Source organism: Herbaspirillum sp. VT-16-41 (assembly GCF_001994935.1).
GTDB lineage: Bacteria > Pseudomonadota > Gammaproteobacteria > Burkholderiales > Burkholderiaceae_D > Herbaspirillum > Herbaspirillum frisingense.
Genome location: NZ_MUXB01000099.1, coordinates 236,088 through 252,839 on the forward strand (window position 1 = coordinate 236,088; position 16,752 = coordinate 252,839).

Consider the following 16,752-nt stretch of genomic DNA (forward strand, 5'->3'; position numbering starts at 1 on the left):
CTTTTCAGTTTCACCCACCTGAAGCGGGCCAATGCGGTCAGGACCTCGTTCGCCCGTCGCTCAGCGTGCAACCCTTTCACGGAGAAGTACCATGTATGCACAGATGGTAGACACCGGCCTGACCCAGGTGCGCAAAGCCGAGGAGATGTCGCCGGAAGAACTGGCGTTCCAGGCGCGCATCGATGCGGGCGTCAAGATCGAACCCAAGGACTGGATGCCGGAGGCGTATCGCAAGACCCTGGTACGCCAGATCTCGCAGCACGCGCACTCGGAAATCGTCGGCCAGCTGCCCGAGGGCAACTGGGTCACGCGCGCGCCCACGCTGCAACGCAAGGCCATTCTGCTGGCCAAGATCCAGGACGAGGCCGGCCATGGCCTGTACCTGTACAGCGCCGCCGAGACCTTAGGTGTATCCCGCGAAGACCTGCTGGCCGAATTGCACGCCGGTCGTGCCAAGTATTCCAGCATCTTCAACTACCCAGCCCTGAACTGGGCCGACATGGGCGCCATCGGCTGGCTGGTGGATGGCTCGGCCATCATCAACCAGATTCCGCTGTGCCGCTGTTCCTTCGGTCCCTACTCGCGCGCCATGGTGCGGGTGTGCAAGGAAGAATCCTTCCACGCCCGCCAGGGCTACGACATCATGCTGGCGCTGTGTCGTGGCACCCCCGAGCAGAAGCAGATGGCGCAGGATGCGCTGAACCGCTGGTGGTGGCCGGCACTGATGATGTTCGGCCCGTCCGACGCGACCTCGGTGCACAGCGCGCAATCGATGCAGTGGCGCATCAAGCTGTTCTCCAATGATGAACTGCGCCAGCGCATGGTGGACCAGACCATTCCGCAGATCGAATACCTGGGCCTGACCGTGCCCGACCCCGACCTGAAGTGGAACGAAGAACGCGGCCGCTACGACTTCGGCCAGGTCGACTGGGACGAATTCCACAACGTCGTGCGCGGCAATGGCCCCTGCAACCGCGAGCGCCTGTCCACCCGCAAGCAGGCCTACGAGGACGGTGCCTGGTTCCGCGATGCCCTGGTGGCGCACGCCGACAAACAGGCCACCCGCAAGGCCGCCTGATCCGCCGGTTGTCCGATCTTCAATCCCTTTCATTTCAATTCACAACAATGCCAGTGGCCGCCCCCTGAGCGGCCCGCCAACAAGGAAATCGATCATGAGCAAGGAATGGCCTCTCTGGGAAGTCTTCATCCGCAGCCAGCACGGTCTGGCCCATAAACACGTCGGCAGCCTGCATGCCCCCGATGGCGAGATGGCCATCAACAATGCCCGCGATGTCTACACCCGCCGCAACGAGGGCGTGGGCATCTGGGTGGTGCGCGCCGCCGATATCGTCTCCTCCAGCCCGGGTGACAAGGCGCCGCTGTTCGAGCCGTCCAACAGCAAGGTCTATCGCCACCCGACCTTCTTCCCCATGCCGGCCGAACTGAAGAACCTCTGAACCGGAGCCCGACATGACAAGCAAAACCGATTACGTGCGACGCCTGGGCGACAACGTCCTGGTGCTCTCGCAACGCCTCTCCGAATGGTGCGGCAAAGGGCCGGCGCTGGAAGAGGACATGGCCCTGATCAACGTCTCGCTGGACCTGATCGGCCAGGCCCGCCTGTGGTTGAGCTACGCCGGCGAGCTGGAGGGACAGGGCCGCAGCGAAGACCAGTTGGCCTTCCTGCGCGACGCCCACCAGTTCCACAACCTGCTGCTGGTGGAGCTGCCCAACGGCAGCTATGCCGATACGCTGGCGCGCCAGTTCCTGTTCGATGTGTGGCACTACTTCCTGCTGCAGGGCCTGTGCCAGTCCGACGATGCCCGCATCGTCGAGATCGCCCAGAAGTGCTTGAAGGAGGTGACCTACCACGTGCGCCGGAGCACGGACCTGGTGATCCGCCTGGGCGATGGCACCGAGGAAAGCCACCGCCGCATGCAGGTCGCCATCGACAACCTGTGGATGTACACCGGTGAACAGTTCACGCCCGACGCGCTGGACACGGCGATGCAGCAGCAGGGCCTGGCGCCTGCCCTGGATGAACTGCAGCAGAAGTGGCAGCAGCATGTGACCGAGGTCCTGCAGCTGGCCACCCTGCGCATCCCGGCGACCGGACTGTGGATGCAGAGCGGTGGCAAGCAGGGCCGGCATACCGAACATCTCGGCTACCTGCTGGCGGAAATGCAGTTCCTGCAGCGCAGCTATCCCGGAGCGGCGTGGTGAGCGTGAGCCCGGCAATCCAGGCCAGGCCGCTTCCCGCGCAGGCGGAGAGCGACCTGGAGGCGCTGCAAGCGCAGATCTGGCACTGGCTGGACCAGATCGCCGATCCCGAGATCCCGGCGATCTCGGTGGTCGACCTGGGCATCGTGCGTGCGGTGCAATTGCAGCACGACCCGGCGCAGCAGATGCACTGCACGGTGGTGATCACGCCCACCTACTCCGGCTGCCCGGCCATGGGCGTGATCGCGGCAGACATCGTGAGCACGCTGCAACAACATGGTGTCGCCCAGGTCAGTGTGCGCACCCAGCTGGCGCCAGCGTGGAACACCGACTGGATGAGCGAGAAAGGCCGCCGCAACCTGAACCACTACGGCATTGCCCCGCCGGCACAGCAGGTGATCGACATCGGCGGTATCAGCCCGCAGCGTCATGCCGCGCCGAAAGTGCCCTGCCCGCACTGCGGATCGACGCAGACCGTGTGCGTGAGCCAGTTCGGTTCGACCTCGTGCAAGGCGCTGTACCAGTGCAAGGACTGCCGCGAGCCATTCGACTATTTCAAGGCCCACTGAACCGGACCGCAGCGTGGCACCCGGTCTCACCCAGAACATGACAGAAGGCACAACAACATGAGCAAATTCTATCCACTGACCATCGACAGCGTGAAGCAGGATACGCGCGACACCATCGTGGTCTCCTTCGCCGTTCCCGGCGAATTGCAGGACAGCTTTTCCTACCTGCCGGGCCAGCACCTGACGCTGCGCTCGCAGGTCAATGGCGAGGAACTGCGCCGCTCCTACTCGATCTGTTCGGCCGTGCAGGAAAGGCGCCTGCGGGTGGCCATCAAGCGTGCACCGGGCGGGCTGTTTTCCAATTGGGCCAATGACCACCTGCAGGCCGGCCAGCAGATCGAGGTCATGCCGCCCATGGGGCAGTTCAATGTGCCGCTGGATGCGGCCAACCGCAGGCACTACCTGGCCTTTGCCGCCGGCAGCGGCATCACGCCGATGATGTCCATCATCAAGACCACCCTGCTGACCGAGCCGCGCAGCCGGTTCACGCTGGTCTATGCCAACCGGGCGTCGTCCTCGGTGATCTTCAAGGACGAACTGAGCGATCTCAAGGACAGCTACCTGGACCGCCTGAACGTGGTCTACGTGATGAGCCGCGAGCAGCAGGATGTGGAATTGTTCAATGGCCGCATCGATCGCGCCAAGTGCGATGCCTTCCTGGCGTCCTGGATCAGGCTGGACGATATCGACGCCGCCTTCCTGTGTGGCCCGCAGCAGATGGTGGACGCCATCGGCGAATCGCTGCAGGCGCACGGCCTGCCAAAGTCGCAGATCAAGACCGAACTGTTCGCCGCCAGCGTGCCGGCGCGCAACCACGCTGCGCGTCCGGTGATCGGCAGCAGCCAGTGCGAGGTGACGGTGATCGTGGACGGCACCCACAATGTCTTCACCATGGACAAGGAAAAGGAGTCGGTGCTGGAAGCGGGCCTCAAGAGCGGCATCGACCTGCGCCACTCCTGCAAGGGCGGCGTGTGCGCCACCTGCCGCTGCAAGGTGGTCGAAGGCAATGTCGACATGGACGCCAACTACGCGCTGGAAGACTACGAGATCGCCCGTGGCTTCGTCCTGAGCTGCCAGTCCTTCCCGGTCACCGACAAGTTGTTGCTGGACTTCGACCAGGACAACTGATCCGGGCCCACTGATTCCTCCTCCCTCCATGCCATGAGCTATCAAACCATCCTCTTCGAGAAACAGGACGGCGTTGCCGTCATCACCCTCAATCGTCCCGACAAGCTCAACAGCTTCACGGTGGCGATGCATCTGGAACTGCGCGAGGCCATCGACAAGCTGAAAGCCGATCCCGAGGTGCGCGTGCTGCTGCTGACCGGCGCCGGACGCGGTTTCTGCGCCGGCCAGGACCTGGGCGACCGCGCCGTCAAGCCCGGTGACGAAGGCAGCGCAGACGTCGACCTGGGCCACTCCATCGATCAGTACTACGCCCCGCTGGTGAAATCGCTGCGCGCCCTGCGCTTTCCGGTGATCTGCGCCGTCAATGGCGTAGCCGCGGGGGCCGGCGCCAACCTGCCGCTGGCCTGCGATATCGTGATCGCGGCGCGCTCGGCCAGTTTCGTCGAAGTGTTCTGCAAGCTGGGGCTCATCCCCGATACCGGCGGCACCTATTTCCTGCCGCGCCTGGTCGGCACCGCGCGCGCCATGGGCATGGCGCTGCTGGGCGAGAAGATCAGCGCCGAGCAGGCCGAGCAATGGGGGCTGATCTGGAAATGCGTGGACGATGCACAGCTGATGGAACAGGCCCGCGCCATGGCGCGCCATTTCGCCAGCGCGCCTACCCTGGGTCTGGCCGCGACCAAGGCCACCCTGTACCGCAGCCCGGCGCACACGCTGGAACAGCAACTGGACCTGGAGCGCGACACCATGCGCACCCTCGGCCATAGCCGTGATTACCGGGAGGGCGTGGCCGCCTTCCAGGAAAAGCGTGCGCCACACTTTATGGGGCAGTGAGATGGAGGCAGAACGCACACCGAAATATCTACGCGTCACGCAACGGTCGAGATTGGTACCCCAGTCGCAACCGTCACCGGGAGCGCGGGCGCTACCGGTGGACACCACCATCGCCGTGGTCGGCGGCGGCACCATGGGCGCCGGCATCGCCCAGGTCGCGGCCACCGCCGGGCACCCCGTACTGATCTACGACAGCGGCGAAGGCGCTTGCGCCCGTGCCATCGCCAGCATCCGCCTCGGCCTGGACCGCATGGCCAGCCGGGGAAAGATCACCAGGGAGCAGGCCGAGAAGGCCAACGACTGCCTGGCGCCGGCCACTTCATTGCAGGAGCTGGCCTGTGCCGGACTGGTGATCGAAGCCATCGTCGAGCAGTTGCCGGCCAAGCAGGAACTGTTCGGCAAGCTGGAAGACATCGTCAGCCCGGAATGCATCCTGGCCAGCAATACCTCGTCGATCTCGATCACGCGCATCGCTGCCTCGCTGCGCCACCCGCAGCGCCTGGTCGGCATGCATTTCTTCAACCCGGTGCCGCAGATGGAGCTGGTGGAAGTCATCCGCGGCCTGGCCAGCGACGCCGCCGTGGTGCAATGCGTGCACGACACCGCCCTCGCCTGGGGCAAAACGCCGGTGTTTGCCAGTTCCACGCCCGGCTTCATCGTCAATCGCCTGGCCCGTCCGTATTACGCCGAAGGCCTGCGGGTACTCAATGAGCGGGCATCCCAGCCGGCCACTCTCGATGCCGTGATGCGCGAATCCGGTGGTTTTCGCATGGGGCCGTTCGAGCTGATGGACCTGATCGGCCACGATATCAATTTCGCGGTCACCCAATCGGTGTTCCAGGCCTGCTTCAATGATCCGCGCTTCACGCCGTCGCTGATCCAGCAGGAACTGGTACACGCCGGCCACCTCGGCCGCAAGACCGGGCGCGGTTTCTATCATCACGGTCCGGAGCACGTACCGCCTCCGATCGAGGACGAGCTGCCCTGCAGCACGCCCCCGGTGGCACTGCAGATCTTCGGCTCCCATCCGCTGGTGGAAGTCATCCGGAAGCGCTACAAGAAGGGCCATGTTGAATACCATGGGGCACGTGCCGACAACCTGCTCCTGAAGGCTGGCCCCGGTCGGCTGTACGTCACCGAAGGGCGCACCGCCACCCAGCAATCCTACGACTACGACATGCCCGACGTGGTGCTGGTGGACCTGGCGCTGGACTATGCCACCACCAGCCGGCTGGCAGTGACCCGGTCCGACCAGTGCAGCCCGCGCGCCTATCAGGCCGTGGCCGGGGTATTGCAGGCCTGCAGCTTCGCACTCTCGCCGATGGACGATGTGCCGGGGATGATCGTCATGCGCACCGTCTGCATGCTGATCAACGAAGCCGCCGATGCCGTCAACCAGGGCGTGTGCAGCGCCGCCGACGCCGACATGGCCATGCAGAAGGGCTTGAACTATCCGCGAGGACCGCTGGAATGGGCCAATGCAATCGGTGTGGATAACGTGGTCAAGGTGCTGCAACGGCTCAGCGCCACCTATGGCGAGGACCGCTACCGCGTCTCGCCGCTGCTGCAACGCCTGCAAGCCGCAAAGAGGAAATTCCATGAATGAGACCGCACTTTCCACCTGCACCCCGGACACCGGGCCGGACCCGCAAACCCTGGCCGAGGCCACGGTCCAGGCCATGTACCCGCGTGACAACGCTTCCCAGGGACTGGGCATGAAGATCCTGGCCATCGCGCCGGGCCACGCACGCATGAGCATGCTGGTGCGCAGCGACATGCTCAACGGCCATGCCACCTGCCATGGCGGCTTCATCTTTGCACTGGCCGACAGCTGCTTTGCGTTTGCCTGCAACAGCCGTAACCTCAACACCGTGGCATCGGGGTGCAGCATCGAGTACGTGGCGCCGGCCCTGCGCAACGATGTGCTGACCGCCGAGGCGCAGGAACGCTCGCTGAGCGGGCGCACCGGTGTCTACGACATCACCGTGAACAACCAGGACGGCAAGTTGATCGCGCTGTTCCGGGGCAAGTCCTATCGCATCAAGGGAGAGGTGATCGCCGGCCTGCACACCGCGCCTTGACCCCACCCGGTCGCACCTACGGCCGCACCACCGCACCACCAGAACCAGAGATCCCGAACAACGACAACGAGACTGGAGACGAGCATGACCACCCGCAATCCCCAACCCGGCGAGCTGGACGCCATCGAGACCGCCAGCCGCGACGAACTGCAGGCACTGCAACTGCAGCGTTTGAAGTGGTCGCTCCGGCATGCCTACGACAATGTGCCGCACTATCGCCACGCCTTCGACCAGGCCGGCGTGCATCCGGACGACCTGAAGAGCCTGGCGGACCTGGCCCGTTTCCCCTTCACCAGCAAGAAGGACTTGCGCGACCACTATCCCTTCGGCCTGTTCGCGGTACCCCGCGAGCAGGTGGTGCGGGTGCATGCTTCCAGCGGTACCACCGGCAAGCCCACGGTGGTCGGCTATACGCGCAACGACATCGATACCTGGGCCACCGTGGTGGCGCGTTCGATCCGGGCAGCCGGCGGCCGGCGTGGCGACATCGTGCAGATTTCCTATGGCTACGGCTTGTTCACGGGCGGCCTGGGTGCCCACTACGGTGCGGAAAAACTGGGCTGCACCGTCATCCCCATGTCGGGTGGACAGACCGAGAAGCAGGTGCAGCTGATCCGCGACTTCAAGCCCAGCATCATCATGGTCACGCCCTCCTACATGCTCAACGTGATCGAGGAATTCCAGCGCCAGGGTCTGGACCCGGCGGCCAGTTCGCTGCGGGTCGGCATCTTCGGTGCCGAGCCCTGGACCGATGCCATGCGCGGTGAAATCCAGCAACGCGCCGGCATCGATGCAGTGGACATCTATGGCCTGTCGGAGGTGATGGGGCCGGGCGTGGCCAGCGAATGCATCGAGAGCAAGGATGGCCCGGTGATCTGGGAAGACCACTTCTATCCGGAAATCATCGATCCCGATACCGGCGAAGTGCTGCCCGATGGCGAGGAGGGCGAACTGGTCTTTACCTCGCTGTCGAAGGAGGCACTGCCCATGATCCGCTATCGCACCCGTGACCTGACACGGCTGCTGCCGCCGACCTCGCGCTCGATGCGCCGCATCGGCAAGATCACCGGGCGCTCGGATGACATGCTCATCATCCGCGGGGTGAATGTGTTCCCGACCCAGATCGAGGAGCTGATCCTGAAGTTGCCGCAACTGGCGCCGCAATACCAGTTGCAGATCGAGCGCCATGGTCACATGGACAGCATGTGCGTCTTCGCCGAACTGCGCGAGGATGCCTCCATCGAACATGTGGAGGCACTGGAGAAGGAGCTGCAGCACAGCATCAAGACCTATGTGGGCATCTCCACCAAGGTCACCGTGGTGCCGGCGGGGATGATCGAACGCTCCTCCGTGGGCAAGGCCCGGCGCGTGATCGACAACCGCAGGAAGAACGAGGGCACGCCCGCCTTGGAGGCTGCCACCTCTTCCCCGGCCGTGCCGGCCTGAACCCCGCAACTTCACGACACAAGCGACGAGAATATACATGGACGCATTCATCTGTGACGCCATTCGCACACCCTTCGGCCGCTACGGCGGCGCATTGGGCGCGGTGCGCGCCGACGACCTGGCAGCCGCACCGATACGCAGCCTGATGGCGCGCAACCCCGGCGTGGACTGGAGCCAGGTCGACGACATCCTCTACGGTTGCGCCAACCAGGCTGGCGAGGACAACCGCAACGTGGCCCGCATGGCGGGGCTGCTGGCGGGCCTGCCACTGGAGGTACCGGGTACCACCATCAACCGCCTGTGCGGCTCCAGCCTGGATGCGGTGGGCATGGCGGCGCGCGCCATCCGCTCCGGCGAGGTGCAGTTGATGATCGCCGGTGGCGTGGAGAGCATGACGCGCGCCCCTTTCGTGATGGGCAAGGCCGACACTGCCTTCTCGCGTAGCGCGGCAATCTTCGACACCACCATCGGCTGGCGTTTCGTCAATCCGCTGATGCAGGCACTGCACGGTATCGACTCCATGCCGGACACGGCCGAGAACGTGGCCGAGGAATTCGGCATCGCCCGCGCCGACCAGGACGCCTTCGCCCTGCGCAGCCAGCAACGCTGGACTGCGGCGCAGGCGGCCGGCTTCTTCGCGGGAGAGATCGCGCCGCTGGCGATCCCGCAGAAGAAGGGCGATCCGCTGCTCGTGGCCAGCGACGAACATCCGCGCCCCGAGACCACGCTGGCGACGCTGTCGCGGCTCAAGGGCGTGGTGCGGCCCGACGGCACGGTCACCGCCGGCAATGCGTCCGGCGTCAACGACGGTGCCTGCGCGCTGCTGCTGGCCTCGGCCAAGGCGGTCGACCGCTACCGCATGCGGCCACGCGCCCGCGTGCTGGGCATGGCCAGTGCCGGGGTGGCACCACGGATCATGGGCTTCGGCCCGGCACCGGCGGTGCGCAAGGTGCTGGCGCAAGTGGGCCTGACGCTGGCGCAGATGGACGTGATCGAACTCAACGAAGCCTTTGCCGCACAGGGGCTGGCGGTGATGCGTGCGCTCGGCCTGCCGGACGATGCCGCCCACGTCAACCCGAATGGCGGCGCCATCGCCATCGGCCATCCGCTGGGAGCTTCGGGTGCACGTCTGGTGACCACGGCCATCAACCAGCTGGAACGCAGCGGCGGCCGCTATGCGCTCTGCACCATGTGCATCGGCGTGGGGCAAGGGATCGCGCTGGTGATCGAGAGGGTGGCCTGATGTCGGCGCAGCCAGAACCGGAAGACATCCTGGTGGCGCGGCATGGGCCGCACGTGCTGCATCTGCGCCTGAACAGGCCGGCGCTGCGCAATGCCCTGCGCAACCAGAGCCTGCGGGAAATCGCCGGCGAACTGGCGCGCGCAGAGAGCGACGACAGCGTGCGGGCCGTGGTGATCAGTGGCAACGAGCAGGCCTTCGCTGCCGGCGCCGATCTCAACGAAATGATCCAGAAGGACGCCATCGCCACCCAGCTTGATGTGCGTGTCCAGTACTGGCGCGCCCTCGCCCGTTTCCCCAAACCGCTGCTGGCGGCGGTGAACGGCTATGCGCTGGGGGCCGGCTGTGAACTGCTGATGCATGCCGACATCGCCATCGCCGGGCGCGGCGCCCGCATCGGCCAGCCGGAAATCAATGTCGGCACCCTGCCCGGCGCCGGTGGCACGCAGCGCCTGATCCGCACGGTGGGCAAGCCGCTGGCGATGAAGATGGTGCTGTCGGGCGAATTCATCGCGGCCGAGGACGCCCTGAGCGCCGGCCTGGTGGCCGAGGTGGTGGACGATGCCGACACCCTGGGCCGCACCCTAGCGCTGGCCACCACCATTGCGCAGAAATCGCCGCTGGCGGTGCGCCTGGCCAAGGAGGCCATGCTGCAATCCTTCGAACTGGGGCTGGAGGCCGGGCTGCTGTTGGAGCGCAAGTCCTTTTCCCTGATGGCGGCCAGTGCCGATCGCCAGGAGGGCATCGCGGCCTTCCAGCAGAAACGCGCAGCGGTGTTCAGCGGCCGCTGAATTCACCGCCAGTCGGCAGACCCTTGGCGCGGATGTTTGCAGCCTGGCAACAGGCCTGGCGCGGCGACGACACTTCACGAGCTTGACATCGGGATCGGGTAAAATGCCCGGCCACGGCAGGCCCTGGCTGCGCACTTGTTGGACTTGCACTTGTACCCGCACGCGCGCCACCCGTCCCGCCCCCGATTCCAACCCGCCGGCTCCGCGCCGGCTCTTCGCCAGTGCAGCACCATGAGCAAGCAAGCCCCCAGCGCCCCCGGCCGCGACAAGCGCCGTGGCAAACCCGCCGACGCCGCCGGTGCAGCCAATGCCACCGGCCATGCCGACACTGCGCCGCAGGCGCATGAGATCCGTCCCGGCCAGTCCATCGAACTGCTCAAGGAACTGCACATCCTGACCCGCGACGGCAAGCTGAACCAGGACAGCCGCCGCAAGCTCAAGCAGGTCTATCACCTCTACCAGTTCATCGAACCGCTGCTGCAGGAAGTGCTGGCCAACCATCCGGACGTGAGCCTGGTGGACCATGGCGCGGGCAAGTCCTACCTCGGTTTCATCCTGTACGACCTGTTCTTCAAGGCGCTGGCCGGTGCGCCGCGCATCTATGGCATCGAGACCCGCGAAGAACTGGTACGCAAGTCCGAGGAACTGGCGGCGCGCCTGGGTTTTGGCGGCATGTCCTTCCTCAACCTGTCGGTGGCCGATTCGATCAGCTCACCCAGCCTGCCGGAGCGCATCGACGTGGTGACCGCCCTGCATGCCTGCGACACCGCCACCGACGACGCCATCCATTTCGCGCTGGCCAAACAGGCGAAATTCATCGTCCTGGTGCCGTGCTGCCAGGCCGAGGTGGCCTCGGTCCTGAACCGCAACAAGGGCAAGTCGCTGGCCAATTCGCTGACCGAAATCTGGCGCCATCCGCTGCATACCCGCGAATTCGGCAGCCAGGTCACCAATGTGCTGCGCTGCCTGCAGCTGGAAGCGCATGGCTACAAGGTCAGCGTGACCGAACTGGTGGGCTGGGAACATTCGATGAAGAATGAATTGATCATCGCCCAATACCGCGACCTGCCGCGCCGCCGTCCGGCCGAGCACCTGCAGGAGGTGTTGCGCACGCTGGGCCTGGAAGAGATGGGGACGCGCTTCTTCGCGCCGCAGGCGGCCTGAGCAGGCAGCGGGACAGGAACGTTTCTTGCTGGTAAAAAATCAGGCGCGGCAGCATCAAGCCGGCGCCGATGCTGTCGATATATTGCATGAGAGCAAGGCCGGCCGCCACAAGCGCAACCGGCCGCTGGGAGGCCGGGCGACCGGTCGGGGCAAGGGGCCGGCCGGGTGCCGGAAAATGCAGATGAGCACATGAGATCGACCATCGCTATGGAATCACTGATTGCCGACAACGAACAACTGCGGGCTGAACTGCAGGACCTGCTGCAGCAGGCGCACATCAACCAGTCCATCATCGAGCGTCATCAGGCGTTCGACCTCAAGCTGATCGGCGCCAGCGAATTCCGCGAACTGATCGATGTGATGCTGACCGTGATGCCGGGGGTGTTCAGCCTGGAGACGGTGACCCTGTCGTTGATCGACGGCGATTACGCGATCCAGCGCATCCTGCGCGACCTGCAGATCGGCGTGAACGAATTCCCCAAGCTGCTGTTCCTGACGCGTCCGCTGGCCTTCATCGACGACCAGCATGCCCTGCCCGAGGACAAGCCGCGCCTGGGCGAATACGTGCCGGCGCTGCATGGCCCCTTGTTCCCGCACTACCAGCCGGTCAGCGTGGCGGTGCTACCGCTGGTGCGCCAGCACCGGCTGCTGGGCTACCTGTCGCTGGGCAGCGCCTACAGCGAGCGATTCACCCGTTCGCTGGCCACCGATTTCATCGAACGGCTGGCCACCATCGCCGCGGTCTGCCTGGAAAACGTCATCAACAATGAACGCCTGAAGCACATCGGCCTGACCGATCCGCTGACCGGCGTGAACAACCGCCGCTACATCGAGCAGCGCATGCAGGAAGAAGTGGCGCGCAGCCAGCGCGACCGCTCGGCCCTGTCCTGCCTGTTCATCGACATCGACCATTTCAAGCGGGTCAACGACCAATTCGGTCACCAGAGCGGGGATGATGTGTTGCGAGAGGTAGCGGCGCGGATCAAGAAGGAGCTGCGCCTGTCGGATGCGCTGGGGCGCTTCGGCGGCGAGGAATTCGTGGTGCTGCTCACGCACGCCACCCGGGACGATGCAGCCCGCATCGCCGAGCGTATCCGTGCCGGCATCTGCAGCCGGGGTGTGATGATCGAGGGCTCGCGCGATCCTTTGAAGATCAGTGCCTCCATCGGCGCGGCCTCGCTGTCGCCGCCGGACCGCAGCCGGCCGGCGGGCGAGGTCAAGCAGTCCATGCTCAAGGCGGCCGACCAGGCGCTGTACCAGGCCAAGGAAGCCGGCCGCAACCGCGTGATGCTGGCGCCGGCGGACTGATCAGGCCGGCTGCACGGCAGGCCGACGGTCGCGCACGATCCAGGGTGCGGCCAGAATAAGGATACCGCCCACGATGTCCTGCGCACGCAGGCCGGCCGCGCCCAGCACCCAGGCCGAACTGCTGGCCACCAGGATTTCGGCCAGCATGATCACGGCCGTGATGTTGGCCGGCAGGCGCGCCACCCCATATTGCAGACACAGGTTCGATACCAGGAACAGCACTGCCCACAGCCCGACCACCGGCCACGCCGCCACCGGCACGTGCAGCGGCCAGGCGATCATGCCGGCCAGGGACAACCCCACACCCAACAGACCCGCCAATGCACCGCTACCGGCCAGCATGGCGACGGCGCGGGCGCCATCGGAAAGTCCGTGCAGGCGCCGCAGCAAGACGTTGGTGATGGCAAACAGCAGCCCGGAGAGCACGGCCATCCAGTCCGGCAGGCTCTGCGGCAGCGGCAGACCCAGGCGCGGCTGATAGAGCACGATGAAGGCGCCGCCCAGGCCCAGCGCCACCCGGGCCAGGGAGCGCGAGGTGATGGCTTCGTGCAGGACCAGGCGCGCCAGGATCACGGTCCAGATCGGCATCAGGTAGAACAGCAGGATCACCCGCACTACATCGCCATAGGCCACTGCAACGTTGAAGGAACAGTTGGTCAGGCCCGTGGCCAGGCCCACGCACCACAGCGTCGGGTGGCGCCACAGTTGAGGCAGCTCACGCCAGCGCAGCAGCACCAGCAGCAGTGCGCAGGCGCTGAAGATGGCGGCCGTGGCCCACACCGGATGCAGACCCATGCCTTCCAGCGCGCGCGTGCCGGTCCAGGACAAGCCCCAGAGGGTGGAATTGAGCAGCAGCGCGGCGACGGCGGATTTTTGCAGTGAATGCATGTTGTAGCAGGATGAAGCCGGGTCGATGAATACCGGGCGGATGAATCTGAGGCTGGCAGAAGTCTGGCATTTTCTGCACCGGGGCCGATCTGTGCCTGCCGATAGCCGGTATCAAGCCTGGCCTATGGTGTTTTCCATGCGCATCCACAAAACCAAAATGCCGTTCAGCGCGACACTGAACGGCATCTCGGAAAGGACGGCGGGAATGGAATCAGGAAGCCTTGGCCCCGGCCTGCAGGCGCTCGTACTTCTCCATCAACTGCTCGCGGCTTTCACGCCAGGCCGGGTTGAAGGGGATGCAGGCCACCGGGCAGACCTGCTGGCACTGCGGCTCATCGAAGTGACCGACGCACTCGGTACACTTGTCCGGATCGATCTCGTAGATCTGCGGACCCATGTAGATGGCCTCGTTGGGGCATTCCGGTTCGCAGACGTCGCAGTTGATGCAATCGTCGGTAATCATCAGTGCCATTGCCGCACCTCGCTTGCTTGAAACATCATTGCCCTACCTTTACCTCTTGTGGATCGCCTGGCCTTATTGCTTGGCGATCTTTTCCTTGAGCCATTTCTCGACCGAAGGAAAGACGAACTTGGAGACGTCGCCGCCCAGCTGAGCGATCTCGCGCACGATGGTGCCGGAGATGAACTGGTACTGGTCGGAGGGCGTCAGGAACAGCGTCTCGACGTCCGGCAGCAGGTAGCGGTTCATCCCCGCCATCTGGAATTCATACTCGAAGTCGGACACCGCGCGCAGGCCGCGCACGATGACGCGGGCATTGTTCTGGCGCACGAAATCCTTCAGCAGGCCGGAGAAACTCTCCACCTGGACATTGGGATAGTGGCCCAGCACTTCATTGGCGATCGACAGACGCTCTTCGAGCGAAAAGAAGGGTTTCTTGTTTTTGCTGTCGGCTACGCCCACGACCAGCTTGTCGAACAATCCGGAAGCGCGGCGGACCAGGTCCTCATGCCCACGCGTCAACGGATCGAATGTCCCTGGATATACAGCTGTGACCATGGTGTCTCCTCACCGGCTATTCAATCAGAAGGCGCATTATGCCTCAATTCGGGCACTGCTTTTGCGTTGCAATAAATGATAGAAGACCATGCCGGCCTTGTCGGCGCGGACCACTTCCCAGTCTTGCATCCACGCCGGGGCATCGTCGCCGTCGAGCGGGAATTCGGCTTCGGCATAGACCAGCCCGGATGGGGTAAGCAAAGTCATGCAGGCAGGCAACACTTTTTCCAGCCAGCCCTGGTGATACGGCGGGTCGATGAACACCAGGCTGTAGCCGCCGGGCTCGCGCTGGGCCGCATGCTGGGCGGCCGCCAGGGCGTCGCCGCGCAGGATGGCGATGGCGTCGGCCTTGAGCTTGTCGCGATTGGCTTCCAGCTGGCATACCGCCGGGCTGCTGTTTTCCACCATCACCACGCGACGCGCGCCACGGCTGGCGGCCTCGAAACCAAGGGCGCCGGAGCCGGCGAACAGGTCCAGGCAGGCCACCTGGGCCCAGTCGCCATCGATCAGGTGGGTGATCCAGTTGAAGACGGTTTCGCGCACGCGGTCCGGCGTGGGGCGCAGACCTTCGGCATCCAGCACCGGGAGCGGGGTGCGCTTCCACTGGCCGCCGATGATGCGGACCTGGTGCGGGCCGCGATTGACGGGCTTGCGCGGCTTGCCCGGTGGGGCGGACTTGGGGGAACTGCTCTTGCTCATGACTTTCCTTGCTGCTTGCTTATTGAGCCTCTATGGGGCGTCGTCACCGACGATGACCGTGGACAGCTGCGCCGGCTGCACATGGCGACGGAAGGCGGCGCGCACGTCCTGCACGGTGACGGCGCGGACGCGTTCGATCCAGTGATCCAGGTAATCCAGTGGCAGGCCGTAGAAGCCGATGACGGAGAGGTTTTCCAGCAGCTTGGCGTTGCTGTCGATGCGCAGCGCGAAACCACCGGCCAGGTTGTCCTTGGCGGCCTTGAGCTCGGCGGCGGTGGGGCCGTCCTGGAGGAATTTGTCGAGCGTGGCGCGGGTCACGCGCAATGCTTCGGCGGTCTGTTCCTTCTTGGTCTGCAGGCCGATCTGGAAGGGGCCGGGCTGGGCCAGTGGCGAGAAGCCGCTATAGACGCTGTAGCTCAGGCCGCGCTTTTCACGCACTTCGTCGGTCAGGCGCGAGACGAAACCGCCGCCACCCAGCACATAGTTGCCCACCGTCAGCGCGAAGAAATCATTGTCTCCACGCTGCAGGGCCGGGGCGCCGATGAGGATATGGGATTGCGAGGCCGGATGGGCGATGCGCGTTTCGCCGCCCTTGGGCGTGGGCACCGGTGGCAGCGCCGGCAAGGCTGCGCCCTGTGGCAACTGGCGGGTGAGCGCGCTGGCAATGGCACGGGCCTGGGCTTCGGTGATATCGCCGATCAGGGCGATGACGGCGCGATTGGCCACGTAATGGGCGCGGTGGAAGGCCACAAGGTCGTCACGGGTGATGGCCTGCAGGCTGGCTTCGTCCGCGTCGACGGCGTAGGGGTGCGTGCCATAGGCCGCTTGCATGAAGGCTTTTTCGGCGATGGCTTCAGGCTTGGTCAATTCTTCCTTGATGTTGGCGATGGCCAGTGCCTTGTCGCGATCCAGCCCGGCCTGCGGGAAGCTGGGATGGGCCAGCATACGCGCCAGCAGACCTAATGCGACGTCGCGCTGGGCCGGGGCAGACAGGGTGCGCAGGCTCACGCCGGCGCGGTCCTGGCCGGCCCCACCCTGCTGCTGGGCGGCGACATCGGCGAAGCCATCCAGGATCTGCGCTTCGGACAGGGCAGCATTGGCGCCATCAGCACCCTGGCCGGCGTCCACACCACGGGTGAGGCTGTCCACGGTCAGTTCGGCCAGGCCGGCCTTGGCGGCGGGATCACGGCGCTGGCCGGCGTCGAATTGCACGCTCACGTCCAGCATGGGGATGGAATGGTTGGCCACGAACAGTACGCGGGCGCCGTCGGGCTGGGTCCACGACTGGATGGCCAGGGCTGCCGAAGCAGGGGCGCTGCTCAGCAGGCTCAGCGGAAGGAGGAGAAAACCTAAGTATTTTTTCATA

Annotated in this window: 18 protein-coding genes; 13 read left to right on the forward strand and 5 right to left on the reverse strand. The window is 65.1% G+C overall.

Annotated elements, in window-relative coordinates:
* Window positions 1–91: 91 nt before the first annotated feature.
* The 13 genes from paaA (at window position 92) to BTM36_RS09600 (ending at window position 12,781) form a co-directional block, all read left to right on the forward strand.
* On the forward strand, window positions 92–1,078 hold the full coding sequence (gene paaA / locus BTM36_RS09540; RefSeq protein WP_077236062.1) for a 1,2-phenylacetyl-CoA epoxidase subunit PaaA: 987 nt from the start codon (window positions 92–94) through the stop codon (window positions 1,076–1,078).
* Between the two features lie 94 nt (window positions 1,079–1,172).
* Window positions 1,173–1,457 carry a 1,2-phenylacetyl-CoA epoxidase subunit PaaB gene (gene paaB, locus BTM36_RS09545; protein WP_006461548.1) on the forward strand — a complete coding sequence of 95 codons (285 nt, stop codon included), beginning with the start codon at window positions 1,173–1,175 and terminating at the stop codon, window positions 1,455–1,457.
* A 13-nt stretch (window positions 1,458–1,470) separates the two neighbouring features.
* Complete coding sequence (gene paaC, locus BTM36_RS09550; protein WP_077236063.1) at window positions 1,471–2,223, forward strand: 1,2-phenylacetyl-CoA epoxidase subunit PaaC; 753 nt, start codon at window positions 1,471–1,473, stop codon at window positions 2,221–2,223.
* Entirely contained in the window at window positions 2,220–2,789 is a 570-nt protein-coding gene (gene paaD, locus BTM36_RS09555; RefSeq protein WP_272901286.1) for a 1,2-phenylacetyl-CoA epoxidase subunit PaaD, read from the forward strand. Before paaC ends, paaD begins: the two co-directional genes overlap by 4 nt.
* A 57-nt stretch (window positions 2,790–2,846) precedes the next feature.
* Window positions 2,847–3,917 (forward strand): 1,2-phenylacetyl-CoA epoxidase subunit PaaE, encoded by a 1,071-nt coding sequence (gene paaE, locus BTM36_RS09560; protein ID WP_077236064.1) that lies wholly within the window; start codon window positions 2,847–2,849, stop codon window positions 3,915–3,917.
* Window positions 3,918–3,950: 33 nt separating this feature from the next.
* A complete protein-coding gene (gene paaG, locus BTM36_RS09565) occupies window positions 3,951–4,751 on the forward strand; it encodes a 2-(1,2-epoxy-1,2-dihydrophenyl)acetyl-CoA isomerase PaaG (RefSeq protein WP_077236065.1) in 801 nt (266 codons plus the stop codon).
* Window positions 4,752–4,848: 97 nt separating this feature from the next.
* Window positions 4,849–6,357: a 3-hydroxyacyl-CoA dehydrogenase gene (locus BTM36_RS09570; protein ID WP_077236066.1), complete on the forward strand. Its 1,509-nt coding sequence runs from the start codon at window positions 4,849–4,851 to the stop codon at window positions 6,355–6,357.
* Complete coding sequence (gene paaI / locus BTM36_RS09575) at window positions 6,350–6,832, forward strand: hydroxyphenylacetyl-CoA thioesterase PaaI (protein ID WP_077236067.1); 483 nt, start codon at window positions 6,350–6,352, stop codon at window positions 6,830–6,832. The genes BTM36_RS09570 and paaI overlap by 8 nt, the downstream gene beginning before the upstream one ends.
* 84 nt (window positions 6,833–6,916) lie before the next feature.
* The gene (paaK, locus tag BTM36_RS09580) at window positions 6,917–8,278 is read left to right on the forward strand and encodes a phenylacetate--CoA ligase PaaK (RefSeq protein WP_077236068.1); all 1,362 of its coding nucleotides are present in this window, start codon (window positions 6,917–6,919) and stop codon (window positions 8,276–8,278) included.
* Window positions 8,279–8,309: 31 nt separating this feature from the next.
* Window positions 8,310–9,521, forward strand: coding sequence for a 3-oxoadipyl-CoA thiolase (pcaF, locus tag BTM36_RS09585; RefSeq protein ID WP_305778102.1), 1,212 nt, complete (start codon window positions 8,310–8,312; stop codon window positions 9,519–9,521).
* Window positions 9,521–10,309 (forward strand): enoyl-CoA hydratase-related protein, encoded by a 789-nt coding sequence (locus BTM36_RS09590; protein ID WP_077236070.1) that lies wholly within the window; start codon window positions 9,521–9,523, stop codon window positions 10,307–10,309. The genes pcaF and BTM36_RS09590 overlap by 1 nt, the downstream gene beginning before the upstream one ends.
* A gap of 231 nt (window positions 10,310–10,540) precedes the next feature.
* Window positions 10,541–11,473 (forward strand): SAM-dependent methyltransferase, encoded by a 933-nt coding sequence (locus BTM36_RS09595; protein ID WP_077236071.1) that lies wholly within the window; start codon window positions 10,541–10,543, stop codon window positions 11,471–11,473.
* A gap of 189 nt (window positions 11,474–11,662) precedes the next feature.
* On the forward strand, window positions 11,663–12,781 hold the full coding sequence (locus BTM36_RS09600) for a sensor domain-containing diguanylate cyclase (protein ID WP_077236072.1): 1,119 nt from the start codon (window positions 11,663–11,665) through the stop codon (window positions 12,779–12,781).
* On the opposite strand, the gene BTM36_RS09605 is transcribed toward BTM36_RS09600, so the two are convergent.
* The 5 genes from BTM36_RS09605 to BTM36_RS09625 form a co-directional block, all read right to left on the reverse strand.
* Window positions 12,782–13,669: a DMT family transporter gene (locus tag BTM36_RS09605; protein WP_077236073.1), complete on the reverse strand. Its 888-nt coding sequence runs from the start codon at window positions 13,667–13,669 to the stop codon at window positions 12,782–12,784.
* Window positions 13,670–13,880: 211 nt separating this feature from the next.
* Window positions 13,881–14,141 carry a YfhL family 4Fe-4S dicluster ferredoxin gene (locus BTM36_RS09610; RefSeq protein WP_006461534.1) on the reverse strand — a complete coding sequence of 87 codons (261 nt, stop codon included), beginning with the start codon at window positions 14,139–14,141 and terminating at the stop codon, window positions 13,881–13,883.
* A gap of 63 nt (window positions 14,142–14,204) precedes the next feature.
* Entirely contained in the window at window positions 14,205–14,687 is a 483-nt protein-coding gene (coaD, locus tag BTM36_RS09615; protein WP_006461533.1) for a pantetheine-phosphate adenylyltransferase, read from the reverse strand.
* A gap of 36 nt (window positions 14,688–14,723) precedes the next feature.
* A complete protein-coding gene (rsmD, locus tag BTM36_RS09620) occupies window positions 14,724–15,386 on the reverse strand; it encodes a 16S rRNA (guanine(966)-N(2))-methyltransferase RsmD (RefSeq protein WP_077236074.1) in 663 nt (220 codons plus the stop codon).
* A 30-nt stretch (window positions 15,387–15,416) separates the two neighbouring features.
* Complete coding sequence (locus tag BTM36_RS09625; protein WP_174616832.1) at window positions 15,417–16,751, reverse strand: pitrilysin family protein; 1,335 nt, start codon at window positions 16,749–16,751, stop codon at window positions 15,417–15,419.
* Window position 16,752 lies beyond the last annotated feature (1 nt).

Excerpts from the sequence above, each read along its gene's own strand:
- paaA (WP_077236062.1), top strand. The coding sequence starts at position 92 with ATGTATGCACAGATGGTAGACACCGGCCTGACCCAGGTGCGCAAAGCC.
- paaB (WP_006461548.1), top strand. The coding sequence starts at position 1,173 with ATGAGCAAGGAATGGCCTCTCTGGGAAGTCTTCATCCGCAGCCAGCAC.
- paaC (WP_077236063.1), top strand. The coding sequence starts at position 1,471 with ATGACAAGCAAAACCGATTACGTGCGACGCCTGGGCGACAACGTCCTG.
- paaE (WP_077236064.1), top strand. The coding sequence starts at position 2,847 with ATGAGCAAATTCTATCCACTGACCATCGACAGCGTGAAGCAGGATACG.
- paaG (WP_077236065.1), top strand. The coding sequence starts at position 3,951 with ATGAGCTATCAAACCATCCTCTTCGAGAAACAGGACGGCGTTGCCGTC.
- paaI (WP_077236067.1), top strand. The coding sequence starts at position 6,350 with ATGAATGAGACCGCACTTTCCACCTGCACCCCGGACACCGGGCCGGAC.
- paaK (WP_077236068.1), top strand. The coding sequence starts at position 6,917 with ATGACCACCCGCAATCCCCAACCCGGCGAGCTGGACGCCATCGAGACC.
- BTM36_RS09590 (WP_077236070.1), top strand. The coding sequence starts at position 9,521 with ATGTCGGCGCAGCCAGAACCGGAAGACATCCTGGTGGCGCGGCATGGG.
- BTM36_RS09595 (WP_077236071.1), top strand. The coding sequence starts at position 10,541 with ATGAGCAAGCAAGCCCCCAGCGCCCCCGGCCGCGACAAGCGCCGTGGC.
- BTM36_RS09600 (WP_077236072.1), top strand. The coding sequence starts at position 11,663 with ATGAGATCGACCATCGCTATGGAATCACTGATTGCCGACAACGAACAA.
- BTM36_RS09605 (WP_077236073.1), bottom strand. The coding sequence starts at position 13,669 with ATGCATTCACTGCAAAAATCCGCCGTCGCCGCGCTGCTGCTCAATTCC.
- BTM36_RS09610 (WP_006461534.1), bottom strand. The coding sequence starts at position 14,141 with ATGGCACTGATGATTACCGACGATTGCATCAACTGCGACGTCTGCGAA.
- coaD (WP_006461533.1), bottom strand. The coding sequence starts at position 14,687 with ATGGTCACAGCTGTATATCCAGGGACATTCGATCCGTTGACGCGTGGG.
- rsmD (WP_077236074.1), bottom strand. The coding sequence starts at position 15,386 with ATGAGCAAGAGCAGTTCCCCCAAGTCCGCCCCACCGGGCAAGCCGCGC.
- BTM36_RS09625 (WP_174616832.1), bottom strand. The coding sequence starts at position 16,751 with ATGAAAAAATACTTAGGTTTTCTCCTCCTTCCGCTGAGCCTGCTGAGC.